The sequence below is a fragment of the Aeromonas sp. 600724 genome (genome assembly GCF_049175135.1).
Taxonomy (GTDB): Bacteria; Pseudomonadota; Gammaproteobacteria; order Enterobacterales; family Aeromonadaceae; genus Aeromonas; species Aeromonas veronii_A.
Map to the genome: position 1 here is coordinate 71,161 of NZ_JAAKUM010000004.1, position 26,234 is coordinate 97,394.

22 protein-coding genes are annotated in these 26,234 nt (G+C 60.2%); all 22 read right to left on the minus strand.

What is annotated here, in order from left to right; genetic code table 11:
• Positions 1-18: 18 nt before the first annotated feature.
• On the minus strand, positions 19-1,467 hold the full coding sequence (tldD, locus tag G5168_RS05045) for a metalloprotease TldD (RefSeq protein WP_421172673.1): 1,449 nt from the start codon (positions 1,465-1,467) through the stop codon (positions 19-21).
• Between the two features lie 133 nt (positions 1,468-1,600).
• A complete protein-coding gene (locus tag G5168_RS05050; RefSeq protein ID WP_421172672.1) occupies positions 1,601-2,434 on the minus strand; it encodes a carbon-nitrogen hydrolase family protein in 834 nt (277 codons plus the stop codon).
• A gap of 25 nt (positions 2,435-2,459) precedes the next feature.
• Positions 2,460-2,780, minus strand: a complete 321-nt coding sequence (locus G5168_RS05055) for a Dabb family protein (RefSeq protein WP_421251911.1) — start codon at positions 2,778-2,780, stop codon at positions 2,460-2,462.
• 34 nt (positions 2,781-2,814) lie between these two features.
• Positions 2,815-6,708, minus strand: a complete 3,894-nt coding sequence (locus G5168_RS05060) for a YhdP family protein (protein WP_421251912.1) — start codon at positions 6,706-6,708, stop codon at positions 2,815-2,817.
• Positions 6,709-8,178, minus strand: a complete 1,470-nt coding sequence (gene rng, locus G5168_RS05065) for a ribonuclease G (protein ID WP_005340056.1) — start codon at positions 8,176-8,178, stop codon at positions 6,709-6,711.
• Positions 8,179-8,273: 95 nt separating this feature from the next.
• Positions 8,274-8,861, minus strand: coding sequence for a Maf family protein (locus tag G5168_RS05070; RefSeq protein ID WP_005342909.1), 588 nt, complete (start codon positions 8,859-8,861; stop codon positions 8,274-8,276).
• Positions 8,862-8,863: 2 nt separating this feature from the next.
• Entirely contained in the window at positions 8,864-9,349 is a 486-nt protein-coding gene (gene mreD / locus G5168_RS05075; RefSeq protein WP_005342908.1) for a rod shape-determining protein MreD, read from the minus strand.
• The gene (gene mreC, locus G5168_RS05080) at positions 9,349-10,242 is read right to left on the minus strand and encodes a rod shape-determining protein MreC (RefSeq protein ID WP_005342907.1); all 894 of its coding nucleotides are present in this window, start codon (positions 10,240-10,242) and stop codon (positions 9,349-9,351) included. Before mreC ends, mreD begins: the two co-directional genes overlap by 1 nt.
• A 42-nt stretch (positions 10,243-10,284) precedes the next feature.
• Positions 10,285-11,325, minus strand: coding sequence for a rod shape-determining protein (locus tag G5168_RS05085; RefSeq protein ID WP_005340051.1), 1,041 nt, complete (start codon positions 11,323-11,325; stop codon positions 10,285-10,287).
• A 204-nt stretch (positions 11,326-11,529) separates the two neighbouring features.
• Positions 11,530-15,186: a DUF6701 domain-containing protein gene (locus G5168_RS05090; RefSeq protein ID WP_421251913.1), complete on the minus strand. Its 3,657-nt coding sequence runs from the start codon at positions 15,184-15,186 to the stop codon at positions 11,530-11,532.
• Positions 15,183-15,608: an MSHA biogenesis protein MshP gene (locus tag G5168_RS05095; RefSeq protein WP_421251979.1), complete on the minus strand. Its 426-nt coding sequence runs from the start codon at positions 15,606-15,608 to the stop codon at positions 15,183-15,185. The genes G5168_RS05090 and G5168_RS05095 overlap by 4 nt, the downstream gene beginning before the upstream one ends.
• A gap of 37 nt (positions 15,609-15,645) precedes the next feature.
• Positions 15,646-16,575 carry a PilW family protein gene (locus G5168_RS05100; protein ID WP_421205601.1) on the minus strand — a complete coding sequence of 310 codons (930 nt, stop codon included), beginning with the start codon at positions 16,573-16,575 and terminating at the stop codon, positions 15,646-15,648.
• Entirely contained in the window at positions 16,575-17,135 is a 561-nt protein-coding gene (locus G5168_RS05105) for a type II secretion system protein (RefSeq protein ID WP_128834797.1), read from the minus strand. Before G5168_RS05105 ends, G5168_RS05100 begins: the two co-directional genes overlap by 1 nt.
• The gene (locus G5168_RS05110) at positions 17,122-17,610 is read right to left on the minus strand and encodes a type II secretion system protein (protein ID WP_128834795.1); all 489 of its coding nucleotides are present in this window, start codon (positions 17,608-17,610) and stop codon (positions 17,122-17,124) included. The genes G5168_RS05105 and G5168_RS05110 overlap by 14 nt, the downstream gene beginning before the upstream one ends.
• Positions 17,611-17,668: 58 nt before the next feature.
• The gene (locus G5168_RS05115) at positions 17,669-18,100 is read right to left on the minus strand and encodes a prepilin-type N-terminal cleavage/methylation domain-containing protein (RefSeq protein WP_106844143.1); all 432 of its coding nucleotides are present in this window, start codon (positions 18,098-18,100) and stop codon (positions 17,669-17,671) included.
• Positions 18,101-18,114: 14 nt separating this feature from the next.
• Positions 18,115-18,786, minus strand: a complete 672-nt coding sequence (locus G5168_RS05120) for a prepilin-type N-terminal cleavage/methylation domain-containing protein (RefSeq protein WP_106844142.1) — start codon at positions 18,784-18,786, stop codon at positions 18,115-18,117.
• Positions 18,787-18,863: 77 nt separating this feature from the next.
• Positions 18,864-19,325, minus strand: coding sequence for a hypothetical protein (locus tag G5168_RS05125; RefSeq protein ID WP_421231347.1), 462 nt, complete (start codon positions 19,323-19,325; stop codon positions 18,864-18,866).
• A gap of 145 nt (positions 19,326-19,470) precedes the next feature.
• Complete coding sequence (locus tag G5168_RS05130) at positions 19,471-20,691, minus strand: type II secretion system F family protein (RefSeq protein WP_005340027.1); 1,221 nt, start codon at positions 20,689-20,691, stop codon at positions 19,471-19,473.
• Between the two features lie 3 nt (positions 20,692-20,694).
• Positions 20,695-22,404 carry an MSHA fimbrial ATPase MshE gene (gene mshE, locus G5168_RS05135; RefSeq protein WP_421251914.1) on the minus strand — a complete coding sequence of 570 codons (1,710 nt, stop codon included), beginning with the start codon at positions 22,402-22,404 and terminating at the stop codon, positions 20,695-20,697.
• 73 nt (positions 22,405-22,477) lie between these two features.
• Positions 22,478-23,560: a tetratricopeptide repeat protein gene (locus tag G5168_RS05140; protein WP_266134568.1), complete on the minus strand. Its 1,083-nt coding sequence runs from the start codon at positions 23,558-23,560 to the stop codon at positions 22,478-22,480.
• Positions 23,557-24,447 carry an ExeA family protein gene (locus G5168_RS05145; protein ID WP_421251915.1) on the minus strand — a complete coding sequence of 297 codons (891 nt, stop codon included), beginning with the start codon at positions 24,445-24,447 and terminating at the stop codon, positions 23,557-23,559. Before G5168_RS05145 ends, G5168_RS05140 begins: the two co-directional genes overlap by 4 nt.
• 92 nt (positions 24,448-24,539) lie before the next feature.
• Positions 24,540-26,216: a pilus (MSHA type) biogenesis protein MshL gene (gene mshL, locus G5168_RS05150; RefSeq protein WP_216952745.1), complete on the minus strand. Its 1,677-nt coding sequence runs from the start codon at positions 26,214-26,216 to the stop codon at positions 24,540-24,542.
• Positions 26,217-26,234 lie beyond the last annotated feature (18 nt).

Consider the following 26,234-nt stretch of genomic DNA (forward strand, 5'->3'; position numbering starts at 1 on the left):
CTTGTTCTGCGTCGAGGCTTACTGGGTGCCACCCACGGTGAGCTGATCCAGTTTAAGGGTGGGCTGGCCGACACCGACCGGCACGCTCTGCCCCTCTTTTCCGCAGATACCGACTCCGCGATCCAGTGCAAGATCGCTACCCACCATGGAGACCTGGCTCATCGCCTCGGGGCCGTTGCCGATCAGGGTCGCCCCCTTGATGGGGGCAGTGATCTTGCCATCCTCGATGAGGTAAGCCTCGGAGGCGGAGAAGACAAACTTGCCGGAGGTGATGTCCACCTGACCGCCACCGAAGTTGGGGGCATAAATACCCTTCTTTACCGAGGCGATGATCTCGGCCGGATCGTACTGACCCGCCAGCATGTAGGTGTTGGTCATGCGCGGCATCGGCATGGCGGCGTAGGATTCGCGGCGACCGTTGCCGGTGAGCGGCACCCCCATCAGACGGGCATTCTGCTTGTCCTGCAGGTAACCCTTGAGAATGCCATTCTCGATCAGCACGTTGTAGCCACCCGGCGTCCCCTCGTCATCTATGCTGACGGAGCCACGCCGACCCGGCAGGGTACCGTCATCGACGATGGTGCAGTGTTTGGAGGCCACCTGCTCGCCGATGCGGCCAGCAAACGCGGAAGAGCCCTTGCGGTTGAAGTCCCCCTCCAGACCGTGACCCACTGCCTCGTGCAGCAGCACGCCGGGCCAGCCGGCGCCGAGCACCACCGGCATGGTGCCGGCCGGCGCATCGATGGCGTCGAGGTTGACCAGCGCCTGACGCACCGCTTCGCGCACATAGCCAAAGGCACGGCTCTCCAGCCCGTCCAGTTCGAGGAACCAGTCGTAACCAAAGCGGCCGCCGCCACCGGCACTGCCGCGCTCGCGACGATCGCCCTTCTCGGCAATGACGGTCACAGACAGCCGCACCAGTGGGCGAATATCGGCAGCCAGGGTACCGTCGGTCGCAGCCACCAGCACCTCTTCATAGACGCCACTGATGGAGGCCATCACCTGGTTGATGGCGGGGTCCAGACTTCTGGCAAACTTGTCCATCTGCTCCAGCAGGGCGATCTTCTGCTGCTTGTCGAGGGTCTGTAGCGGATCCATGGCCGGATAGAGCAGGTTCGCTTCGGTGCGCGCCCACGCCTTCACCTTGCCGTGAGCACCGGCAGCGGCGATGCCACGAGCAGCAGTCACCGACTGTTGCAGCGCCAGCAGGCTCAGCTCGTCCGAGTAGGCGAAGCCGGTCTTCTCGCCGCTGACGGCGCGCACCCCGACCCCCTGATCGATGTTGTAGCTGCCATCCTTGACGATGCCATCTTCCAGCATCCAGGACTCGTGCCAGCTGCGCTGGAAATAGAGATCGCCGAACTCCACCTGATGGCTCATCAGGCTGCAGAGCAGCTGCTGCAGGCGCCCTTCGTCGAGGTCGTTCGGGGCCAACAGGGAGGCACTAACCTGGCTCAATAGACTCAATCTTCTTCTCCACTCTCGTAACGAGCTGTTTTAAATCGTCTTGCCGACGGGTTGGCAACAAGCCACACCATCACAACAAACGGGCATGCTCCAGCACGGGCAAACGGCTGCGTTTCAATTTTTCACCACACCATCAGAGCAAACGGGCGTGTTGCAGCACTGGCATGGTGCGTTTCAATTCGTCGATAAGCCCGGGCTCCATCTTCGCCAGCACTGTGCCGCGCCCGGACTCTTTGCTGGCCAGCACCCGGCCCCAGGGGTCGATCACCATGCTGTGGCCCCAGGTCTGGCGCCCCGTTTCGTGAGTGCCGCCCTGATTGGCCGCGACTACGTAGCACTGGTTTTCGATGGCGCGAGCCCGCAGCAGCGGCTCCCAGTGCGCCTCGCCTGTCACGGCGGTAAAGGCGGCAGGCACCAGCAGCACACGAGCTCCAACTCGGGCCAACTGGCGGTAGAGCTCGGGAAAGCGCAAATCATAACAGATCGAGAGGCCGAGGGGACCAAAGGGGGAGTCCACCAACACAGGAGCCTCCCCAGGGCTGAAGGTCTCCGACTCCCGATAGCGGCCGTGATTATCCGCCACATCCACGTCGAACAGGTGGATCTTGTGGTAGTAGCCCCTGAGCTCACCGCTTGGGTCAAACACCAGCGAGCTGGTGTGGATATGGTCAGAACCTGCGATGGTGGTCGGCATAGCCCCGGCCACCAGCCAGATGCCATAATCGCGGGCCCATTCGGCCAGTTGTTGTTGAATGGGCGTTGCTCCGCTCAGAGTGGCGCTGGGATCGGAGCCGATTGCCTCGGCCCCATCCAGATAACCCTGCCGTTCGCCAAACAGGGCAAAGTTCTCCGGCAACAGCACCAGCAGCGGCCGCTCTTTGGGCAAGGCGGCCAGCTCGGCGGCGATCTGCTCCCGGTTATCCTGCCAGTGACGGCCAGATACCAGCTGTATTGCGGCTAACCACATGACTCTCTCCTTGTCGCTTGGGCCATCAGATGGTGACAGCATCACCCGCCTGCAGGGTGTAATCCAGCACTATGATGCGCGCCAGCACCGGGCGAAAGATGGCCTTGAGGGCAGCGTGATCCGGATGGGGCATATAGCGCTGGCGGGCAGCCTCGTCGGCAAAGGTCATCAGCACGCTGTGGGTAAAACCGTCATCCCTCCCCTCCGGGCTGTCATTCTCACCCCACTCCACAGCAGTCACACCGCTGACCTGATGCGGAATGGCGAGAAAGGCGGTACGCACCGCATCTATCTGGGCAGGCTTGGTGTCCGGCTTGAAGGCGATCAGCAGGATATGTCGGATCATGGCTCACTCCTTGTGATGGTGCCGGGCCGCTCGTTCAGCGCTGAGCAGGCCCCGCGTGTTTGGGGCTCAGCAGGAAAGGGGTCACCTCTTGCGTTGGCAGGCTGGGAGCAACGGCGTCGACCGCCTCTTTCTGCTGCTGGTTGAGCTTGATGCGTGCGCGATCGCGCCCCGCCTCAATCAGCTTGGGTGCGTCGAGCGGGCCCGAGATACGAAAGTCGATGCGGGTCACCACATCCACCACCGGCTCCAGCAATTTGGAGAGGGCCAGCACATAGAGACCCGTGATCGGCGTGATGGAGAAGGCCGCCACCACCGGCAGGGTGCCACCCAGGTTCGGGGAAAAGCTCAGCTCGTAGTCGAGCCGCCAGCGCACCAAATCGGCGATCCCCTCGCCGCGCAGATTGCCTGCAGCCCCCTTCATATAGAAATCATTGTTGCTGACCTGCCCCTGCTTGATGGTGGCAGAAGCAGACATGGATTCGAAGTAGAAACCCTTGTCGAACACATCGCGAAAATCGAGCCGCAGCTTGCGCAGCAGGGAGTCGAGACTGAGCAGGGAGAGCAGCCGTGCGCCCTTGTCGTTGACCTCCCGCAGGGTGCCCCCCTCCAGCTGATAGTTGGCACTCCCCCCCAGAGTCGGCAGACTCGGGCGGTAGGGCACATCCTGCCAGTTGAGATCAAAGGCGAGGGAGCCGGGGGCATCACCGATGGGCGAGGTGTAGCCGAGCCGCTTGAGCAGCAGCTCGCTGTTGTTGCTGGTCAGCTTGCCACGGGCCCGCGTCTCCATCCGGTTGCCATCGGCCAGCCAGTCGACGCTGCCGGCAAGCTGACTGCCTGCCAACCGCATATCCAGCCCCTTGAGAGTCACCTTGTTGGCGCCCGGCAGCAGCTCGCCTTTCACTTCGCCAAGCGGCAACTCGCCAAAGCGGCAATCGACACAGCTGAATGTCAGCCAGGGGATCGAAGCCATGATGGCGTTATCCTGCTTCGCATCGGGATCCGGGCTGAGATCCGAACTCTTGCCGGACCAGTAGATGCGGGCAAACTTGGCATCCACCGGACGGTTGGCCACTGCGGGCAGGCGGATCACCCCCATCACATCGGGGCTATCGATCATCACTTCGGTCGCCTGATTGGTCGGCCCCACGGTGAAACGCGCCGCCTTGAGGGTGGCACTGCCGATATAGGCACGGGCCAGCTGCCCATCCACCCACCACTCCTGTGGCAGGAAGGCAGGGCCGACTACCGCATTACCGGTCTGGTTCTGCGCTGGCAGCCATTGCTTGAGTCGCGTCAGCCAGCCGCCCACATCGGCCTCCTGCTGGTTGATGGCAAGCAACATGGGGGCATCGCGCATTACCCGGGCACCCGGTTGGCCTATATCAACCCGCACCCGACTGAGATAAGGCACCCCCTCGCCGTAGACCAGCCGGGTCTGCATATCCACATCAGCCCCCAGCACGGCGCGAATGTCGGCGCTGCCATCCCGGCCACGGGCGATCACCTTGAGCGGCAGCCGGCTGGCGCTGCTCTTGGCCAGCGGCAGCGGCAGATCCAGCCCCATCCCCTGCAGGTTGGAGTCGAGCGCCAGCTGGAAGCTGAACGGCTTGCTCTCGGGCAAGATCAACTCGAGCTTGCCGCCCCAGTTGCTGCGGCCGTTGAGGATACCGTACGAAGAGATGGCGGCGGGTTGGCGGCGGCTATCCCATTGCCCCTTGAAATCGAGGTCGACCTGATAGTGATCCGGATGCTGGCGCCCCTGATAGTCGAGGGTCAGCGGCTGGTTCCACAGGCTCGCCTTGAGGTTGCTGAAACGGGTCTGCTGGTTGTCATACTCGAGGCGCCCCTGCACCTTCTCCAGCGGCAGATCCAGACTGGCGACCCGCACCTTGTTGTTGCTGAAGGTGGCATCGCCACTCGCCTTCACCTCGCTCTCGCCATCGAGAGGAATATCGAGCTTGACCGATCCTGCCATCGGGCCACGGATCTCGATCTCCCGCAGCGCCTGTCCCACCGAACTGCCCAGCGGGGAGTCCTGCAGGTAGTCGCTGATGGCCTTACCCTCCCCCTGCACCTTGGCATCCACATAGAGGTGGGCGCCTGGGGAGAGATCCGGGATCCAGGCATGCACCGAGTCGGAGCTCGCCTTGCCAAGTCGGGTGGAGCGGCTGCGCATATCGAGGCCGGCATTCTGGAACAAGAGATCGATCTGCAGGTCGGTGAGCGGTTGCCAACCAGGGAAGAACTCGTAGGTGGCCCGCTCCAGCGGCACCGCCACCTGGAAGATGCCATCACCTTTCTCATAAGGGAAATCCCGAAACTCCCCATACCAGAGCAGGTCGGCCCCCTTGGCCTTGCCCCCCTTGATGGCGCCGCTCAGGTAATCCACCAGCCCCTTGTCCATCGCCTGCAGCGGGAAGTAGCGATCCGCATGGCCCGCATTCTTCACATCGATGCGACCGGTCAGGGCGAGGAAAGGGTGCTCGAACAGATCGAGGCGGAAACGGCTGGACAGGGTCAGATCCGGGTTATCCAGCGCGATATCCTGCCCGTACAGCACCCAGCCCTGTTCCTCGCGCCACCAGTCGAGGCGGGCCGAGAAGTTGTCGACCGGGATCGGCATCTTGAAGTGACGGGCGGGATCCACTTTGTCGTTTGCCAGCGCCACTCTGGCGCTGCCCCCCTTGGGGGTGAGCCAGAATTCACCGTTGAGATCCTGCATCCCGGGCACGTCGTGCCAGGCATTGAGGCTCACATTGACGATCTCGCCGCTGAGGGATATATCCTGCCACCCGGCATCCGCCTGCAGGGTCAAATCTGTCAGCTTGCCCTTGGGTTTGGTCTGCTTGAGCAGCTCGCTCTGGGCAGGATAAATCGCGGAGACCAGCTGGCTCAGCTGGGCAAGCTGGTCGAGATCGATCTGCGGCACATAGCCCTGCACCCGCTCACCGATCCGCTCCAGCTGCAACCGGCTGTGCAGCCAGGGTTTACCATCCAGCTTGAAGGTGACGCCATGGCTGGCCAGTTGCCAGTTTTCACCATCGCGGCGTAGCTGAACCTTGCCGCCATCGAGGCCGAAACGGTGCATCTCCCCTTTCTTGGGATCCTTCCAGATCAGGTAGTTGTTGCCAAAGGCTAGTAGGGTATTGCCCAGCTTGCCGCTGTCAAACTCGCTCCAGAGCTGGAAATCGAGCTGCCCGGCCACCTTGGGTTCACCAGCATGGATCCTGGCGAGGGTCGGGGTAATATCGAGCTGGCGGGCACCCAGATAGAGCTGCCCCTTGAGGCGATCGAGCCGATCTTGTGGCGTATCTACATCGAGTATCAGGTCCAGGGTGCTCTCGCCTACCCCGTTGATGAGATAGGCCTTACCGACCCCCTGATGGCGCTTGCCACGATTCTGCCAGCGCAGTTGGGCAATATCGAGTGCTCGCATGTCGCCCAGTGCGGTGGTGACATTGAGCCGGGTGTTATGGATGTCAAAGGTGGAGAGCTGGGTCAGCAGAAAGCGCAGCAGGGCGCCCTGCTGGGGATCGCCGGAAGGGCTGTCGTCAGCCGGTTGGCGCAAGTCGAGGGTGATATCGCCATCGCTGAGGATCAGCTCGCCAAACACCGGCTTTAGCTCGTTAATAGTGCGCCAGAAGTCGAGATGCACCCAGGCCTTGCCGAGCTTGACGGTATAGCGTTTGGAGTCGGGGGCAACGGCGAGCTGTTGCAGTTCGAGGGCCGGGCCTGATTGTGTCCAGCTCAGTCCAATTTGATCGACGCTGACCTTGATTTGCGAATCGCCGAGCAGAGTGTGGATAAGGCTCTCTCGATACTGATTCAGCAAAGGGCCCCCGACCCGCACCAGGGTGACCAGCATGGCCAGCAGTACGAACAGGACCCCCAGGGCTAACCAGCCCCGACTCAGCCAGCGATAGACCAATTACATCATCACCACGTCGAACTGCTCCTGGCCGCAGAGAGGCTCGCTCACCACCCGCACCTGCTTGCCGATAAACACTTCCAGCTCCGCCAGACTGTGGGACTCCTCGCCATGGAGATAGTCGGCTACGGCAGGGGCTGCGTAGACGGTGAACTGATCTGCATCGTAGGCACGGTTGACCCGGATGATCTCCCGCAGGATCTCGAAGCAGACCGACTCCACCGTCTTGACCCGGCCGCGTCCCTTGCACTCGGGGCACTCGGAGCAGAGCACATGCTCCAGACTCTCTCGGGTGCGCTTGCGGGTCATCTCCACCAGGCCCAGCTGGGAGAAACCGTTGACGTTGGTCTTGGCGCGATCCTTGGACAGCGCCTGCTCCAGACTGTGCAGCACCCGGCGGCGGTGATCTTCCGACTGCATGTCGATGAAGTCGATGATGATGATGCCACCGAGGTTGCGCAGGCGCAGATGACGAGCGATGGCTGCCGTCGCCTCGACGTTGGTATTGAAGATGGTCTCTTCCAGATTACGATGGCCGACAAAGGCGCCGGTGTTGATATCCACCGTGGTCATGGCTTCGGTCTGGTCGATGATGAGGTAGCCACCGGATTTCAGCTCCACCTTGCGCTCCAGCGCCCGCTGGATCTCGTTCTCCACATCGTAGAGATCGAAGATCGGTGACTCGCCGGGGTAGTACTCCAGTTTGCTGGCCAGCTCCGGCACATACTCTTCGGTGAAGCGCTTGAGCTGATCGAAGCTCTGGCGGGAGTCAACGCGGATCTTGTCGAGTTCTGCGCCGACGAAATCGCGCACCACCCGGAATGCCAGACTGGGATCCTCGTAGAGGATCTTGCAGGGGGGATACTTCTGCTTGCGCTCGAGGATCTTGCGCCACAGCCGCTTGAGGAAGGCGGCATCCTGCTCCAGCTCCTGCTCCCCCACCCCTTCAGCGGCGGTACGGATGATGTAGCCACCCAGCTCATCCACATAGCCAGCTACGGTGCGCTTGAGGCGCTCCCGCTCCGCTTCGGACTCGATTCGCTGGGAGACGCCGACGTGAGCGCTGCCCGGCATAAAGACCAGATAGCGGGAAGGCAAGGTGATATCGGTGGTGAGACGGGCACCCTTGGTACCCAGCGGGTCTTTCACCACCTGCACCATGATGTCCTGCCCCTGACGCACCAGCTCGGCGATATTGCCGACCTGGAACTGCTCCTTCTCCTTCACAGCCACACACTCGGTATGGGGCACAATATCGGAGGCGTGTAAAAAGGCCGCCTTGTCCATACCGATATCGACGAAAGCCGCCTGCATGCCCGGGAGCACCCGGCTGATCTTGCCTTTGTAGATGTTGCCGACAATGCCGCGTTTGGCCTGACGCTCTACATGCACTTCCTGCAGCAGACCGTTTTCGACCAGAGCGACACGGGTTTCGGAGGGGGTAACGTTAACCAGCAGTTCTACCGACATAAGTAACCTTGCCTGTTCCAGTTTTGAATTCTTATACAGCCAATCCGGTACAACGCGCGCAAGGAAGAACGCAGCAGAGCACAGCTGACGGAAAATTACTTGTGTTGTTCCAGATGCTGCTTGATCAATAGATCCGTCTCCAGCAGCGGCAGGCCGACCACGGCGCTATAGCTGCCTTCGATGCGGCTGACAAACTTGCCGGCAATCCCCTGAATGCCGTAGGCCCCGGCCTTGTCACAGGGCTCTCCGGTTTGCCAGTAGGCCTCAATCTCGGCCTCGTCCAGCTTGCGAAACGCCACGTTGGTGGTGACCAGTCGCACATCGCAGCGCTCGGGGGTGGCCAGCGCCACCGCGGTCATCACCTGATGTACCTTGCCGGAGAGTGCCTCCAGCATATCCTTGGCATCGAGCAGATCGGACGGTTTCTCCAGCACCCGATCCCCCAGCACCACTATGGTGTCGGCACCCAACACCGGCAACGCCGTCGGCGCACACGCCACACCAGCCATCGCCTTGTCGCGGGCGAGACGGCAGACATAATCCTGCGGTTTCTCCCCCTCTTCCCGTTGCTCCGGCACATCCAGTTTCAGCACATCAAAACGATAGCCAAGCTGGGCCAACAGTTCGCGACGACGGGGGGAACCCGAGGCAAGATAGAGTTGCAGTTCGTTGTTTTTGCTCATATTTACCTGATATTGAAGCGGCGCCGCACTTTGCGCAACACCAGAAACACCCAGGGCCATATTAGCATCGTCGTCAACGTCGACCAAAAGTAGGCGAAGTTGAGGCTGGCCCGGCTAAACAGGTGTTCGGCCCAGAACACCGTCAGCTTGCCTACCAGCGACAGCCCACCGATGATCAGGGCCTGCTGCCAGAGGGAGAAGTTGCGGATCTTCTGGAACTGGAATGCTGCCAGATAGGTGGTGATGGCCATCGCCATGGCCCGCACGCCGAGGGTGCTGCCAAGCAGCACATCCAGCAGCAGGCCGGCCACCCAGGCGGTGCCGACGTTGGTCCGGTGCGGCAACGCCAGTGCCCAGTAAATGAGCACCATGGCCAGCCAGTCCGGACGAAATGGATCAAATTCGAAAGGAAGCGGCAGGATCGACAGGCTCAAAGCCAGCAGGATCGAAATCCAGATCCAGATCCTGCCGCTGGCGGGTTGCAGCATCAGCGAGTGGCTCCTGCGGCGGAGGCAGCCGTTGCCACCCGTTCGCCATTCTCATCATCGTGTACTTCGGGTTTCTTGTCGGTCCACAGCAGCAGCAGATAGCGCAGCCTGTCCAGCTCGACCAGCGGCTTGGCCTCGACCTGGGCGAAGGGCTTGCCCTCCACATATTCAGAGCGGGTCACGGTCGCCACCGGATAACCTTCAGGGAAACGGCCACCCAGACCGGAGGTGACCAACAGATCCCCCACCTGAATATCGGTGTTGCGCGGCAGGTTGCGCAGCTCCAACTTGTCGAGCTCACCACTGCCGGAGGCGATGGCGCGCAAGTCGTTGCGCAGCACCCGCACCGGAATGCCGTGGCTGGAGTCGGTTATCAGCAGCACGCGACTGGTGGTGGAGCCCACGTGGAGCACCTGACCAATCACACCCTGATCGTTGATCACCGCCTGACCGTTATAGACGCCATCCAGCGCCCCCTTGTTGATCAGCACCTGATGGCTGAAGGGGTCGGAATCCACCGACAGCAGCTCGGCCACCATCTTGCGGGACTCTTTGTGCACCGGCGAACCGAGCAGCTCGCGCAGACGCTGGTTCTCGTGCTCCAGATGATCCATCTTGAGCAGGCGAGAGCGCAGGGTAAACAGCTGTTGCTCCTGCTGCTTGGTCTGCTCGATGAGATCGGCACGGGTCTGCACCTGGGTCGACATGGTGTCGAGCAGGGTACCGGGCGCATTGGCCATGTATTGCAGGGGACTGACTAACGAACTGAGGTAGACGCGGACATGGGTAAACACACCGAAGCGGGAGTCCGCGACGATGGCAGCAATGGAGATGATGACGGCGAGAAACAACCGTAACTGAAGCGAAGGGCCTCTACCAAAAATGGGTTTCATGGGTCGTCAAAAAAGAGCCGGCACGCTGGCCGGCTTTGGGTCTTATTCGTAGTGGAACAGATCGCCACCGTGCATATCGATCAGCTCCAGCGCCTTGCCGCCGCCACGGGCCACACAGGTGAGGGGATCTTCGGCAACGACGACAGGGATACCGGTCTCTTCCATCAGCAGACGGTCGATATCTTTCAGCAGCGCACCACCACCTGTCAGCACCATGCCGCGCTCGGAGATGTCGGAAGCCAGTTCCGGCGGAGACTGCTCCAGCGCCACCATCACGGCAGCCACGATACCGGACAGCGGCTCTTGCAGCGCTTCCAGGATCTCGTTGGAGTTCAGGGTAAAGCTGCGCGGCACACCTTCAGCCAGGTTGCGACCACGAACTTCGATCTCGCGCACCTCTTCGCCCGGGTAGGCGGAGCCGATCTCGTGCTTGATGCGCTCGGCAGTAGCTTCACCGATCAGGCTACCGTAGTTGCGACGAACGTAGCTGATGATCGCTTCGTCAAACTTGTCGCCACCGATACGGACAGACTGGGAGTAAACCACACCGTTCAGGGAGATGATGGCCACTTCGGTAGTACCACCACCGATATCAACCACCATGGAACCGGTCGCTTCGGAGACCGGCAGGCCGGCACCGATGGCAGCAGCCATAGGCTCATCGATCAGGTATACCTCTCGGGCACCAGCGCCCAGTGCGGACTCCTTGATGGCGCGACGCTCAACCTGAGTTGAACCGCACGGTACACACACCAGCACGCGCGGGCTGGGGCGGAAATAGTTGTTGTCGTGAACCTGCTTGATGAAGTGCTGCAGCATCTTCTCGGTCACGTAGAAATCGGCGATCACGCCGTCTTTCATCGGGCGGATCGCGGAGATGTTGCCCGGGGTACGGCCCAGCATCTGCTTGGCGGCATGACCGACAGCAGCGACCGATTTGGCGTTCCCGCGCTCTTGGCGAATGGCGACAACTGAGGGTTCGTTAAGGACGATCCCTTGATCTTTTACATAGATCAGGGTGTTGGCAGTTCCCAAATCGATCGACAGATCGTTGGAAAAGACGCCTCTGAGCTTTTTGAACATGGCTACGGGAAATCCTAAGAATTTGGAGGTGCAGAAAACCGGCTAACTTTACCAATGCCCACCCCAATGGGCAAGCGCTCAAACTGTCGCCAATCAATCAGGCGCGACAAAAATGCGAGTCATCACTCACTCGCACACGCTTGCAAACACTAATAAACAAGGATTTAGGGGGATGCTGTTGAGCCATTCCTCCTTTCACATCATTCAGTGCAATACTTCGCGCCGATAAATAATTCTGTCATTACCCCGGCTGGAGCCGAAAATGGCCTCACCTTGCAGGTTGCCGTCATTGGCACTCGTTGGGTCAGACAACCAGAGTGGCTGCGACGGCTGTTTTGCCAATTCGACCTTGTAGGGGATGCGCACCGAGATGTCCGGCTTGGCAAAGTGGAACAGGATCTCCCCGTCTTTCGCCAGTGCAGCCTCCCCACCCGGTGCCGAACTGCCCAACCCCAGCTTTATCTTGCGACCCGCCCCCAGCTCCAGGTCACGGCTGGCCCCATCAAAGGTGTGACTCGGGTTGAGGAAAGTGAACCCCTGATTGGCCAAAGAGAGCTGGGTACATTGATCTTCCTTGTTCAACAACCAGTTGCCCGCTTCGTAATATTGCATCTGCTGCGGAATGGCCAGCGGCGCCGAGGCCAGGCCTGCCTCCGTGCCCGCCTGCAGGCGGCCGAAATAGGCTTTCATTGGCACACTGTCGATTAAACGGGCATTACAACCGCGGCCACTGCAGTTACCCACTACGGCATCATTGAAATTCGGGCTGGCAATCAGCGTTCTGTCGCCATCGTTATCCCTCATATAAAGGCCAAACAGCAAAGAGTTGTAGGGACCATCCGGTTGCGTGTCAGAGAGGCGCACAAACTCGCTGCTACCGGCAGTCAAAGTCGCCCGGCCATTTAGCCATGGCAACGGCTGCAAACTGCGCAAGCGGTTCGACAGGGATTTACCATCCTGGTTATTGGCAACCGAGATAAAAGCACTCCCCTTGGCAAAGGGCCCCGTATAATTCAGGGTCTGTACACCCGTCGTGTTACGAGCCTGCACATCCAGCGCAACGCCAAAGGGCTGGCCCATGTAGGAGAACGCATTGCAGGCCGGCACGATATCACCGCTGACCAGATTGAAGTCGGCAGGAATAAAACGCCCCACCGGCTGGCTCTGGGCTGATGGGATGGTGTAATTGAAGTAGCCATTGGCTGGTGGCGTCGCCGTCATCCGGAACACTCCCACCTCGCTCACAGTCTGGCTAAGGCTATTGACACTGTTGGTCGCTGCCACGTGGTTGTAAGTAGAAGTACCCAATACGGCATTGGAGCCGGGGCTTGGTGCCACCAAGGTGCTACCCAAGCCAATGCCACTCAGCACAAAGTTGGGCGTAGTCTGATTTCCTGCGCAGATATCCCCATCATTAGCCGACTCCCAGGCCATCGCCTTGATATCTACCTGAAACGTCTCCCCCGCTTTTTTGAAGACTGGACAGCTGCTATCACCTGCCGCGCATACCCCTTGCGGAGGGGTAATGCACAAGCCCACCGGACGCGCTACAAACTGATCCGCGCCGAGCATCACCAGACCGGCTTCACTGCCGGTACCATCATAACGGGCATCCAGTTGCACCTTGCCCGCGTCCGGGTACTTAACCGTTATGGTCGACTGCCCCTGAGCATCGAATGCGAGGGAGAGCGGCGTTGCAGCGCCCTGACTGGCACCAATCGTACTGCTGTTGACGCTCATCTGGCTGTTATAGGGGTTACTGGTGGGGGTGATATAGCTACCCCAGAACTTGACGCTCTTGCTCTGGTTGGCAAACCCCGGCACGCACTGCCTGGTCACGTCGCTCTTCTTGACCGCCTTGATGGTCACCGTCTGCGGCTGGTTCGAGTAGGTGTCGGGCACGTCGAAGATAAATCCGCTGTCGGCAAAGGTGAGCGTACAGGCAGCCGCACTCTTGGCGCCACCGCCAACCCGGCACAGGGTGGTACTCAACGGTTTGGTCGAGGGCGTCGAGCCGCTGACCCCGACGGTCACCGTACCGGCGGTATTCTGTCGCAGCGCCAGCGTGGTGGTTCCTCCGCTGAAGCTCACTTGATTGCCTCCCACCCAACCACCGCTGGTACTCGTTGCGGGTTGCAGGGTGGCAGTCACGGGCTCGGTCACCAACAGGCTGCAGTCGGCATTGGCACAGGCCCGAATGGTCAGGGTTTCAGGGTTGCAGGTCAGCGCATTGCCGCTGTGATCGAATTCGAAATGATCGATCTGGGTGCCCACTGGACTGGAACGCAGCGCACAGATCCGCACGTTATCGATCTCGTGGAAGTTGGTCACCGACCCGGTGGACCCAGTCAATGACAGCAGGAAGTTGCCCGGTACTGTCGCTTGGCCGGTCTGGCTCGTCATGTTGATTGGACCAACGAGCGTACGAAACCCGTCACCGCTATCCCGTTCGACGGTGGCCACCGAGTTGCCCGCCGTGCGAGAGTCGACCGTAATGCGATAGCGGTGGGGGCGATTGCTGTTGGTACCGCTGTCGACGGTCGGGTTGAGATTGCTGGCGGTTCCGGCCAGGTAGCGGTAACCGGAGGTATCGGAGCCGGATCCGCGAATAGATACGGCCTGCGGTCGGGAGCCGATATTATAAGCCCCCCCCTCATTGGCGTAGTTGCCGTATTCGTCGATCCCGACACCAAGCCAGCCGCCCGCAAAACCACTGATCCCGGTCTTGAAACCGTATCCTAGGGGGCCACCAAACGCACCTGGTTGTGGCGTCAGGGTGGCATCCGAGAGCACCACCGCCATGCCATCCGCCCCGCTTGTGCCGGAAGTCTTGTAGGCGTATTGATCGAACTCGACCGTCACCAGGTTACCAGCCCCGGGGAAGAGGCGCTGGAAAGTGGCCGACGTGGCCTGGTTGGTGACGTTCTGGGTGAGACGCAGGCGACCATTCTGCACCGATGGCAATGTGCTGTTGTTGCGCTGAGCCACGACCCAACTGTCGGGGTTGATCTGGCTGCTTTCGAAACCGTCGACAAAACAGGTCAGCATCGGCGGAAGTACCGCTTCATTGATGCTGGACTGGGCATCCATGGCCAGATAGCGGGCCGTCACCCTGCCATAGACGGTGGCATTATTGTTCATGGTGAGCTTCCCATCGGCATAGAGATAACCATAAAACGTGGTGCGGTTGTCGATCACCATGTCGTTATAGTTAACCCAGATGAGACTGCCCTGATTATTGGCATTGATATTGACCGTATTGACCAGCTTGACATCCTGATTGACGAAAATCCGGGTGGTGCCACTGCCTGAGAGACGGATGGTACCGCTGTCCAGAATCAGCTTGTCGATGAAGTAATCCCCCTCCCCCAGCACCAGGATCGCGTTGTTGCGCACTGTCAGCGTCTTGATCAGGTAGGTGCTGCGGCTGGGGAACGTCATAGTGCAGTTTTCTACCGTCATCGCACCATAAGAGGTACTGGAAGCCGTTTGCGCACCGAACGAACAGAGCTGGGTCGAATTGGAGGTGATGGCGGGAAAAGCATTATTCCCGCTCAGGGACAGCCCGCGGATATCTTTGCCAGTAACGCTACAAACCATGTAGCCGCCAGTACCATCATCGCAGCGCGGCGTATTGTTCTGATCCGGCTGGATGGAGCAGAAGTTGAGAGGCAAACCGCCGGAACCGTTGATCTTGGCGTTGTTGAGTTGGCTAAGCTGGTAGCCGCTAATCTGATGGCAAACGTTATTGTTGTTGCCATGATGCCCTTGCACCACATCCGGAAAGAGCGTGCCTGTGTCGATAGGGTCGAAGGCCCAGACATGGCCAGTAAAGAGGGCAAGCGCCCATACCCATTTCATTGTCCGCCTCCGTCATACGCTTCAAGCATCAGAGTTCTGCTCACGGCAAAATCGGGACTCGCACTATCCAGTTCAGAGGAACCACAGGTTCCGACACTCTCGAGACGATAGCCATTAGTCACGGCACCGTTATAGGTCACCGGAACCTGAGTGCAACGCACAGCAACTTGGCACTGCACCAGACCGGTAACGCCGGTGAACGAGGGGGTCGGGCTGATCCAGTCACAACGATCCTGGGGAGATGGCGCAGCAGGCCGGTTCGGAAACAGCTGATACAGAGCAATCTCCAGCCCGCTCTGGGCGGCCAGCAGAGCACGCACACTGCGTACCTCCACGGTATTTTTCTCGCTACTGTCGACCAGAAAACGGCCCATGGCGGCCGCCAGCAGCGCCATCACCACGCTCACAAACAGGGCGATCATCAGGGCGCTACCACGCATCCGTCCTGCCGGGAGTGCATCACGGGACATTGAACACCTCGATCTTGTGGCTGAAGGTGACCGACTCCCCCTTGCGTTCGAACAAGAACCGCATGCCAAACTCCCCTTCCGCGTTGAATGCCGATGTTTCCCGATAGAAACCGCCAGCGCGGAGCGACTCTGCCATCAGCACGCCTTGCGCAGGTAAAGGAGCACCGATTGCGGCACTGGCACGAGTGAGGGTGCCCCCATCAACGCAATAACGTACCTGTTGATTGGCAAAGTAGACACGGCTACCGGGAGAGAGGCCAGCCAGACTCTCGCTATTGGTATAGCGGATCGTTTGTGCGCCGGAGACGGGCGCCAGCACATCAGCAACCCTGGCCACACAGCGGCCATATTCACAATTGCTCAGCAGCGACCCTGCACTTGGGTCAGGTACCGGGAAAACGATCATCCAGTCACCTTTGCCGACGGCTAACGGATCTGCACTCGACGGGCTGGCAGCAGAAGCCGGGGTCGCCATCACCAGCTCAAGGGTGGCCGTGCTCCCCGACATGGCACGGTTAAGCGCCAGATAGCGGCTGGAGGTGCTGATAGGCCAGAACCGCAGGCAAGCCCCCGAGTCAACCCAGGTACCATCAAGCGTCTCGATCCGCTCCGATCCCGGCACCGCATCGCGCAGTTCGCGATTAAGCCGTTCCATGGCGAAGCGGGCATCGCTCATCAACTGCTCACGACTGCTGGCATCACCATAGATCTGGCTGCCGATGCCGATAAACTGGCTGGTAAATGTCGCCATGATGCCCAGCAGCAGGATCACCATCACCAGCTCGACCAGGGTAAAGCCACTGTTACCCCCAGGTTTACGGTAAGTTCGACTAGCCGCCAGACATAATCGGAGGCCGGAAGTGGTTACAGGAGCGGACTTTCGGACAGGCAGGCAACACCCGACAGCGGAACGATTCATCAGTAGTTCCCCCGGTAGAAGGAGAAGTCGAGTACGCTCTCATCCGGCAGCTTGATCTGCAGATCAATCCGCTTGCCCACAGAACAGGGCGCGGTACAACTCTTGAAGGTGCCATCGCTAAAATCGACGGCGCTGACCGCAATCCTGACCTGATAGTTGCGATACTCCTCGCCGCTGATCCCCGCCGCCGTCTGGGTAAACCAGCTGGCATCCCGCCAGTTTCCCGCAGTATCGAAGTCATCCACATCGTTATAGGCGTAGGGAGCCGGCTCACCATCGGGGCCATAACTGCCGGAGCAGGGAGCTATGTTCACCCCCGCCACCTGCTCGCCACAACGATAACGGCCACCATTATGATCCGAATGTTCATCAAACGACTTTTGCAGGATCTCGCCGGAGAGGCGCTGGGCCAGCTGGGCGGCACGCACCTGCTGTACCGGATCCACCGCCCGGGGCGCCTGATTGATGAGTAACCCCAATATGCCGGTCAAGGCCACCGCCAGCAGCACTATGCCGACAATCAGCTCAATCAGGGTAAAGCCGCGCTTAAGGGATCTCATGGATATACCCCTCAGACTCAATCTGGATGCGGCTGGTTTCGCGACCATCACTCACCAGCAAGGTACAACCGTTGGCACAGCTGCCTAGCGGTCTGCCCATCTGATCGAAGCGGAGTACGAAGCTTCTGTTGCTGTTCAGGGAAAGCGTGATTCCGTCAGAGGCGGTCACCAGCCGACCACGGGTGCGCAGGTTATCGGTCCAACCACTGCCCAGATCATCGCTGGCGGGACACGCCGCATAAGTACGGTGGGCAAAACGGGGAGAGGCGACCACCAGCAGGGTACAGCGGTTGGCAGGCTCATGCATATTGACGGTCTGTACCAACCGCAGACGGGTCAGCAGTTCATCACGCACAGTTTGAGTTTCAACGCCGCCTTTGCCCAGCCATTTGGGCACGACAAAGGCGGCGAGAATCCCGAGTAACAGGATCACCACAACCAGTTCAATCAGGGTAAAGCCCTTGGTTGCAGGCATGGTTTTTCTCATAGGGGGAAAGAAGAAAGCGAGGCCAAAGCCTCGCTTGATAATTCAATCAGTTGCTACAACCTGTCACATCAACACTGAATGCAGCGGCTGAAGTGGCCTCATTGTATTTAACTTGGCAATTAGCGTTATTGCCAGCCGCCTTGGGCTTGAAGGTCCCTTTGGATGCAGATACTTCATCCCACCCATCTAAAGTAACGGCGTTTGCAATGGTACCTACTGTCGGATAGCCATACTTGGCATCGACGGTAGTGCCAGCAACAGAGACTGCCGAAGAAGAGTTTTCAATACCTTGGATAGCCGCCTTACTGTAAATCATCTGAGCCGCACTCTGTAGTGATGCTTTGACCCCATCAGCAGCTGCTTTACGCGCATCATCCTGCAGATTCAGGAACTTGGGTGCAGCGGTGACCGCCAGAATCCCCAGAATAATGATCACGATAACCAGTTCGATCAGGGTAAAACCCGCCTGTTTTTTCATTTCACTTTCCTCTGTCAATTGATGTTGGTAGTCACCTGACCGGACGCCGGACGGTAACTGAAACTCATGAATGCATCAGTACTGCCTTGCGGATCCTGATACTTGCCATCGCTGCCCTTACTCAAACTATTGACCAGATAGTAACGACAGACCGAATCCAGTCCATTACTGCTCACAGTGGCATAGTATTTCAGGTCATTGCCGCTACCGCGTACTTCATTGAAGTTGGCCGTAGCCTTGGGCGGGTTTTGCAGCAACCCCTCCCAAATCTTGAGACAACGCTCTGCGCTCAGATTGGCCGGATCCACATCCGGATTGCCGCTAGCCGCAGTATCCATGGGATAGCCGGGAGACAACTCGCCGTTGCTGATCTGGGCATCGGTCGGCGTGGTCAGATAGAAGCGGCTGCCGTCATAGAGCACGGTATTGAGGCTATCCTGTTTGGCGCGCCCTTCCGCTTCCCACTGGGCCCGCACTAGCGACACTCCTGTTGCAAAACCACCCGAGACGCCCTCGACGCTGGCCTTTTTCGCCTCGTCGGTTACATCCAGAAAACGGGGCAATGCTGTTACCGCCAGGATCCCCAGGATCACGATAACGATCACCAGCTCAATCAGGGAGAAGCCGGCGGTCACTCTTGTCATCCCGTTATTTGGCATTGATGGTGCCATTGGTTTCATTTTCATGCTCCCTTGGTAATGGCCGATATTATTTCATGCAGACCTAAAAAAATCATGTAGTTGGGTCATATGATTAGCCTCATTCAAGGCTTTTTAATCACTCGCCCGTCGGAAAACAGATAAACCAGCCAATAACCATCCCACCCCATCTCGCACCCGCTGCCATCGGGGCGGGCCAGAAACTGCAAGGGTGGCATGCCCCCCTCCGTCTCTCCCACCAACGCCAGCCACAACTGACGACAATTTTCTGATGGTGATTGCAGGGGCAACAGTCCGAGTGGCCAGCCACGCTCATCAAATTGCCAACCATGACCCGCGCTATGCAGGGTGTCGGGGCGCCGTTCATTCAGCCAGATCCCGTGCAAACGCTGTGCCCGCTCCGCAAATTGCTCCCCCAGCAGGGTGAACGAAAGCTGTTGCGCCTCCTCCCGGTTGATCTGATAGCTGCGCACCAGGGTCGTGACGATCACCATCAGCAGGATTATCACGGCGATCCGCCGATATCCGGCCAGCCAGCGATCATCCTGTTGTGTCTGTCTGTTCATCCACTCCTCGACTCCCTCGCCCTATTGCCTCTTACGACGCTCATCATGCCCAGCCACTCAGGTGTGAAGATGCCGAGTTACTTGCTACGAACCACTCACATCCCGCTCGCATCATGTCCCACCATTCTGGCGTGAAGATACGGGGTTACTTGCCTCTTACGGCCCTCATCATGTCCCACATAGGCGTGAAGATACCCAGCGCCAGGATCAACACCATTACTGCCACGATCCCGATCAGGATCGGCTCGATGCGGGCGGTGAGACTCTTGAGGTCATAATCCACCTCGCGCTCGTAATACTCGGCCGCTTCGTGCAGCAGGTCATCGACCTGACCGGTCTCCTCACCCACGGCGATCATCTGCATCACCAGCGGGGTGAACAGGCCGCTGCTGCTGGCGGTGCGAAGCAGGCTCTCGCCCCGCTCGATACCGGCGCGCATATCCCGTACCCGCCCCGCCATATAGGCGTTATCCACCGCATCGGCCACCAGGGTCAGCGCGGTGTTCAGCGGCACCCCTGCCTTGAGCATCATGGAAAAACTGCGGGCAAAACGGGCCAGCAGGGAGCGCTCTATGATGGTGCCGACGATCGGCAACTTGAGCTGCCAGCGGTGCCAGGTCAGCTTGCCCTTGGTGGTGGCGACCCAGCGGCGCCAACCGAACACCATCCCCGCCAGAATAGCGAGCAGCAGCCACCAGTAGTTGACAAAAAAGTGCGAGGTGGCGAGCAGAATGCGGGTCGCCAGCGGCAACTCCACCCCGAATTTGGCGAACATGCCGGCAAACACCGGGATCACCATGATATTGAGGATCACCATGGCGATACCGATGGCGATCATCACGAAGCTGGGGTAGCGCATCGCGGTCTTGATCCGCTTGCGAGTCTCCAGCTCCAGCTCGAAATAGTTGGCGAGCTGCAAAAAGGACTCTTCCAGCTGACCTGTGTTCTCACCCACATGGATGATGGCGACGAACAGGCTGCTGAATACCTTGGGGTGCGCCTGCATCGAGCTGGAGAGCGGGCGACCGTTGCCAAGATCTTCCCCCAGCGAGTGAAGCGCCCGCTTGAGCGGCTTGCTGTGGGTACTCTCCTCCAACCCGGCGATGGCACGCAGGATCGGGATCCCGGCCCGGGTCAGGGCATACATCTGGCGGCTGAAGATCACCAGCTCATCCAGCTTGACGCCACCTTCCAGCAACAGTGACCAGTCGATGGCGGCGGACTTGGCCTTGCCCGGTTTGAGCTCGGTGGGCATCACACCACGGCGCATCAGCTGCTCGGCGGCCGCCATCTCGTTGGCCGCTTCGACCACGCCACTGGTGGCGTTGCCCTGGCTGTCACGCCCCTTGTAAGCAAAGTTAGCCATCGCTTACCCCAAATCCTCGGCCAGTCGCAACACCTCATCCACCGAGGTGATCCCCTGACGGGCATAATCGAGGGCAGTGAGGGCCAGCGGCCGGTAGTGTTCGTGTTGACGGGCCGCCTTGGCGAACCCTTCCGCATCGTTGCGGCGCAGGGCATCCATCATCGGCTGATCCAGCTCCAGTAGCTCGTAGACCCCGATCCGGCCGGAATAACCGGTAAAGTTGCAGCTCTGGCAACCCCGGCCCTTGTGATAGGTATGCTGGCCAGGCGCCTCGCCGGAAAGCACGGTGAGCCAGGTGGCCTGCCCTTCGTCGGGCGCCTTCTCCTCGACGCAGTGCTCACATACCCGCCGCACCAGCCGCTGGGCGACCACAGCCCGCAGGGCACTCGCCACCAGATAGCCGGGCGCCCCCATGTCGATAAGGCGCAAGGCACTGGTCACCGCATCGTTGGTGTGCAGGGTGGTCAGCACCAGGTGACCGGTGATGGCGCCACGCAGGCCGATCTCCACCGTCTCGTTGTCACGCATCTCACCCACCAGCAGGATGTCCGGATCCTGACGCAGGGTAGAACGCAACACGTGGGAAAAGGTGAGACCGATCTTGGGATTGACCTGCACCTGGCTGATACGGGGCAAACGATACTCCACCGGATCTTCGACCGTGATGATCTTGTTGCTGGACTGGTTGAGCTCGGAGAGAGCGCCATAGAGGGTGGTGGTCTTGCCGCTACCGGTGGGGCCGGTCACCAGGATCATGCCGTGCGGGCGTTTGAGCTGACGACGGAAACGGGTCAGGATCTCCGGCGGCATGCCGGTCTCGGTCAGCGACAGGATGCCGGAGGATTGATCCAGCAGACGCATCACCACAGACTCGCCATACTGCACCGGCATGGTGGACATCCGCACATCCACATCACGGCCGCGCACCTTCATGTTGAAACGGCCATCCTGCGGCAAGCGCTTCTCGGAGATATCGAGCCCGGCCACCAGCTTGAGACGCAGCACCAGCGCCTGGGCGATGCGCACCTCGTTGAGGATATTCTCGTGGAGGATGCCGTCGATCCGCTGGCGAATGCGCAGCACCTTCTCGTCCGGCTCGATGTGGATATCCGACGCTCCCACCTGCACCGCATCCTCGAACAGGGAGCGCAGCAGCTTGGCCACCGTCGCCTCCCCCTCGCCATTGGCCCCCAGATTACCTGAACCCAACTCGAAGCCGGAGTCCTGATACTCCTCCTGCAGCTGTTCGGCGAAGCTCTCAATCTCGCGGGTGCGGCGATAGAGGCGGTCAAAATAGTCCAGCAACTGCCCTTCCCGCGCGACCGCCAGCACCATCTCCCGCGGGCTCAGCAAGGCAGCAATGGCATCCAGCGCACTCAAGTCCGCCGGATCCGACATGGCTACCGTCACCTTGTCGTCGGTAAGGTTGACCGCCAGCGCCCGATAACGGCGCGCCTGCACTTCGGGCAGCAGCGGCACCGCGGCGGCATCGATGGTGAGGTTATTGAGATCGAAGAAGGGTACATCCAGCTGGCGAGCGAGGAACTGCAGCAGCTGTACCTCGCTGATAAAGCCGAGGTCAATCAGAGTGGTACCCAGTTTGCGTCCGGTCTGACGCTGCTGCTGCAGGGCAAGCTGCAACTGATCATCAGAGATGATCTGCTCCTGAACCAGCAGGTCGCCGAGGCGCATTTTCAGTCTGGGTTGTGCCATGTTTGCTCCGATATCTGTTACTTCACACCCGTTGCCGCATCCGATGAGGCTTCGCTCATCGAATCTGCGTTTATCAAGGGGTTAGTTGGCCAATTCGTTGTTCCAGCCAGTTGGTCGACGCCTCGCCGAGATTGCCGTGCAGCAGGGCGTTGCGATAGGCATCGAGTGCCCGCTGGCTGTGCCCCTGACCATCCTCGGCGACACCGAGACCAAGCCACCAGCGGCCCTGATCCGGCTGCTGGCGCAGCAGCTTCACATAGAGCGCCGCCGCATCGGCATTTTGACCCAGCTCCTGGGTCAGACCCGCCCAAGTGGCGTAATAGTCCAGGTTGCTGGCAAGATCAGGTTGATAACCGGACAACCAGCCAAGCGCCTGCTGTTGCTGCCCCTCGTTGATGGCAAGACGGGCCAGCAGCAGACGAAAATCGGCCTGTTGGGGATCGAGCCGGATCCCCTCCTCCAGCAGCTGGCGCGCCTCGGTCAGGCGCCCCTCGCCGTAGAGCAACCCCGCCAGTTGCTCGCGCGCCCCCTGGTTATAGGGGTCGTGGGCCAGCACCTGATAGTAGTTGTCCTGCGCATCCCGCAGGCTTCCCTTGGCCATGGCGGTCGTCGCCTTGCGCTCCGCCAGTGCCGCCAGCTCCTTGGCCGACAGCTCGACCGTCTCGATCTTCAATATGCCCGGTTTACGCGGGGCGCTGGCGACAGCCTGCTGCTCTGCCGCCAGTTCGGCGTAGAGCTCGGGCTGCAGCTCTTCATCGGTCGGCTCCGAATCGTCAACATCGCTGGAGGCATCAAAGGGGGCACCATCGGCCATCTCTCCCTCTACCTGCCCGCCAGCGGTATCAGCCACTCTCTCATCCCCACCCGGCAACGGCAGCGCAGCGGCCACTGCGACCGGCTCGGGCGGATTGACTGGCTCGGCGGCCCGTGTCACCACATCGGGAACCACCACTTCGCTGGCGGCGACGACAGGGTGTGTCTGCTGCCAGTAGATCCAGGTGCGCCAACCGAGGATCCCCAATGCCAGACCACAGATCAGGGTCAGCAGCAACATCCACCACCCCTGCTGGCGCGCAGGGGCAATATAGACGGCAGTTCCCTCGGCGCCTTGCTGGCGCCGATCCAGATCTTTCAGCATCTGGTTGATAACGCTCATGGCCAGACTCCATAAGCCAGGGCGCACCCCAGCAACAGTAACAGGGGCCACCAGCGCAATGGCGCAAAGCGGCTGGCATCGTCGGTATCGCGAATGGCGAGCCTCACCAGACGGCTATCGATCCGGCGCCTCCCCTGACCGTAGGCCAGCATCAGGCACTTGTGCGCCAGGATGTTGATAAGTCTCGGGATCCCTCGCGAGGCCCGCCACAGCATCCGCATGGCGCGGCCGGCAAACAGTGGTGCCCCGCGGTAGCCGGAGACCTGCAATCTGTGCTCCAGATAGGCGCGGGTCTCGTCAAAGCGCAGCGGGCGCAGGCAGTATGAAAAGCCGATCCGCTGGCGCAGTTGGCGCAGGTGGGGCCTGGCCAGTCTGATATCCAGCTCCGGCTGGCCGAACAGCACAATCTGCAGCAGCTTGCTCGATTCGGTCTCGAGATTGCCAAACAGGCGAATCGCCTCCAGAGTCTCGTCAGGCAGCGCCTGGGCCTCATCGATCAGCACCACCACCCGACTGCCCTGCTGGTGCAGGCTGATCAGGTGACGATGGATGCGATCGGTAAGATCCAGCTCACTCTGCTCCCGCACCGACAACCCCAGTTCCAGCGCCAGCGCTGTGCGCAGCTCGGCCGGGCTGAGGTGGGGATTGGGCAACCAGGCGAGCCGCACCGGGCACTCTTCCGAGCCCAGCTCGCTCAGCAGTTTTCGGCAGAGCAGGGTCTTGCCGGTACCCACCTCGCCGGTCACCTTGATAAATCCCTCCCCTTGCGTCAGCGCCCAATTGAGCACCTGTTGCGCCTCCTCGTGAGGGGGCAGGCCGTAGTAGAAGCCGGTATTGGGGGTGAGGCCGAACGGCGCCTCCTGCAGGCCGAAGTGGCTCAGGTACATGGGCGCTCACCAGCCAGTACGGGGAACCTGCGACCGCGAGCCTCGGCCCGCAGTACGGCGGAATGGAAAGATGCCAATCGCCAGCTCATGGCTTACCCCTTCGCCGGATACCACTTGTCGAGCAGATCTGCGGAACGCTGCAGCTCGTTTTGCCAGGTATCTTTCTCCACCACGGTCGGTTTGAGCATGATCACCAGCTCCACCTTCTTGGTGCTCTCGCGACGATTGGTAAAGGCTTCGCCCACCCAGGGAATATCTCCCAGCAGCGGCACCTTGCTGACGATCTCCTGCTTGTCGGTCTTCATCAGACCACCGATGACGATAATGTCGCCGTTATTGGCCTGCACCACGGTATCGGACTCGCGGATCGAGCTCTTGGCGAGCGGCAGCTCCAGCGGTTTGGCGGTACCGACGTTGATGGTCTTCTTCTGCTCTTCTGTGTCGATAACGGAAGGGTGGATATGGAGCAGCACCTTGCCCTCTTCATCGATTTGCGGCGTTACGTCCAGCGCAATACCGGAGAAGAAGGGGGTCAGCTCCACATTGGGGGTCACGATAGGTTCGGCCGTGCCGGTCGAGGTCACCGTAGTGGTCGAGGCATTGGTGACGAAATATTCGTCCGTCCCCACCTTGATCACCGCCTTCTGGTTGTTGGTCGCAGTGACCCTCGGGCTGGAGAGGGTATTCACATCGCCCTGGGTCTTGAGCAGGTTGACCGCCACCTCGAAGTTGCCATCAGAGATCGTGAAACCGGCGCCGCCGCCCAGCGCACTGAAGATCTGGTTGGGGGTGGTGGGCAGCTGGGTCTTGGCAAGTGACTGGCCGCCGGTAATACCCTTGCCGCCATCCCAACTGGCGGAGAGACCGCTCCAGTCAACCCCCTGCTCATACCCTTCGTTGAGGGCGACTTCGATGATCCGCGCCTCCAGCACCACCTGGCGCTTGAGGTGACTCTCGGATTGATTGAGGAATTCACGTACCGCCTTGAGCTCCTTCGGATAGGCGCGAATAGTGACCAGACCCGCCTGCGGGCTGGTGATCACGGCGCGACCATCACCCGTGCCAATCAGGGTCTGCAGGGAGTCGCGCAGATCGGTCCAGTAGTCGCTGTTGGTGTCAGTCTCGATCCGGGTACCGTTGCTGTTGTCACCGCTCGAGTTGTTGCTGGAGGAGCTGTTGCTGCCGCTGTTGTTGGACGCGCTGTCGAAACTGCTGTTATTGCTGCCATTGTTGTTGTCATTGGCAGTCACCCCGCCGGTGCTGACCGAGGTGCGGGATAGGCCACGGCGGGACATCATCAGATAGTTGACCGGAATGGTTTCGGTGCGCAGACCCGCCGGATAGATGTGGAAGACATTGCCCTTGCGCTGCACGTCGAAGCCATACATGTCACCTACCACCGCCAGCACCTCCGGCAGGGTCACATCCTTGAGCTCGACCGAGACCAGCCCGGCCACCCCGGGATGAACCGCCACGCTGTAGCGGGAGCCCTTGAACAGGGAACCGAAAAACTCCACCGCCTCCACGTCGTGAGCCGCGATGCGCAGCCGCTTCTCCGGCATGCCGACCGGCATCTGCGGCCGGTTCAGCTGCAGCAATTCACTCTGCACCGATTTGGGCAAGGCGGTCAGCGGGGCAGCCTGCTTCTGCTGTTCGTTCATGGCCTGTTTGAGAGCATCCTTGGCCTGGGTCGGCTCGGGGTGCTGATACGTGGTACAGCCTGCGGCCATCATGGCCATGGTGATCAGACAGAGACGGTGTTTTTTCATGTAATTAGAGCACCCTGA

What these genes read in the sequence shown, in the direction of transcription:
- G5168_RS05050 (WP_421172672.1), bottom strand. Translation starts at nt 2,434, where the DNA reads ATGTGGTTAGCCGCAATACAGCTGGTATCTGGCCGTCACTGGCAGGAT.
- G5168_RS05055 (WP_421251911.1), bottom strand. Translation starts at nt 2,780, where the DNA reads ATGATCCGACATATCCTGCTGATCGCCTTCAAGCCGGACACCAAGCCT.
- rng (WP_005340056.1), bottom strand. Translation starts at nt 8,178, where the DNA reads ATGTCGGTAGAACTGCTGGTTAACGTTACCCCCTCCGAAACCCGTGTC.
- G5168_RS05070 (WP_005342909.1), bottom strand. Translation starts at nt 8,861, where the DNA reads ATGAGCAAAAACAACGAACTGCAACTCTATCTTGCCTCGGGTTCCCCC.
- mreD (WP_005342908.1), bottom strand. Translation starts at nt 9,349, where the DNA reads ATGCTGCAACCCGCCAGCGGCAGGATCTGGATCTGGATTTCGATCCTG.
- mreC (WP_005342907.1), bottom strand. Translation starts at nt 10,242, where the DNA reads ATGAAACCCATTTTTGGTAGAGGCCCTTCGCTTCAGTTACGGTTGTTT.
- G5168_RS05085 (WP_005340051.1), bottom strand. Translation starts at nt 11,325, where the DNA reads ATGTTCAAAAAGCTCAGAGGCGTCTTTTCCAACGATCTGTCGATCGAT.
- G5168_RS05090 (WP_421251913.1), bottom strand. Translation starts at nt 15,186, where the DNA reads ATGAAATGGGTATGGGCGCTTGCCCTCTTTACTGGCCATGTCTGGGCC.
- G5168_RS05095 (WP_421251979.1), bottom strand. Translation starts at nt 15,608, where the DNA reads ATGATCGCCCTGTTTGTGAGCGTGGTGATGGCGCTGCTGGCGGCCGCC.
- G5168_RS05100 (WP_421205601.1), bottom strand. Translation starts at nt 16,575, where the DNA reads ATGAATCGTTCCGCTGTCGGGTGTTGCCTGCCTGTCCGAAAGTCCGCT.
- G5168_RS05105 (WP_128834797.1), bottom strand. Translation starts at nt 17,135, where the DNA reads ATGAGATCCCTTAAGCGCGGCTTTACCCTGATTGAGCTGATTGTCGGC.
- G5168_RS05110 (WP_128834795.1), bottom strand. Translation starts at nt 17,610, where the DNA reads ATGCCTGCAACCAAGGGCTTTACCCTGATTGAACTGGTTGTGGTGATC.
- G5168_RS05115 (WP_106844143.1), bottom strand. Translation starts at nt 18,100, where the DNA reads ATGAAAAAACAGGCGGGTTTTACCCTGATCGAACTGGTTATCGTGATC.
- G5168_RS05120 (WP_106844142.1), bottom strand. Translation starts at nt 18,786, where the DNA reads ATGAAAATGAAACCAATGGCACCATCAATGCCAAATAACGGGATGACA.
- G5168_RS05125 (WP_421231347.1), bottom strand. Translation starts at nt 19,325, where the DNA reads ATGAACAGACAGACACAACAGGATGATCGCTGGCTGGCCGGATATCGG.
- G5168_RS05130 (WP_005340027.1), bottom strand. Translation starts at nt 20,691, where the DNA reads ATGGCTAACTTTGCTTACAAGGGGCGTGACAGCCAGGGCAACGCCACC.
- mshE (WP_421251914.1), bottom strand. Translation starts at nt 22,404, where the DNA reads ATGGCACAACCCAGACTGAAAATGCGCCTCGGCGACCTGCTGGTTCAG.
- G5168_RS05140 (WP_266134568.1), bottom strand. Translation starts at nt 23,560, where the DNA reads ATGAGCGTTATCAACCAGATGCTGAAAGATCTGGATCGGCGCCAGCAA.
- G5168_RS05145 (WP_421251915.1), bottom strand. Translation starts at nt 24,447, where the DNA reads ATGTACCTGAGCCACTTCGGCCTGCAGGAGGCGCCGTTCGGCCTCACC.
- mshL (WP_216952745.1), bottom strand. Translation starts at nt 26,216, where the DNA reads ATGAAAAAACACCGTCTCTGTCTGATCACCATGGCCATGATGGCCGCA.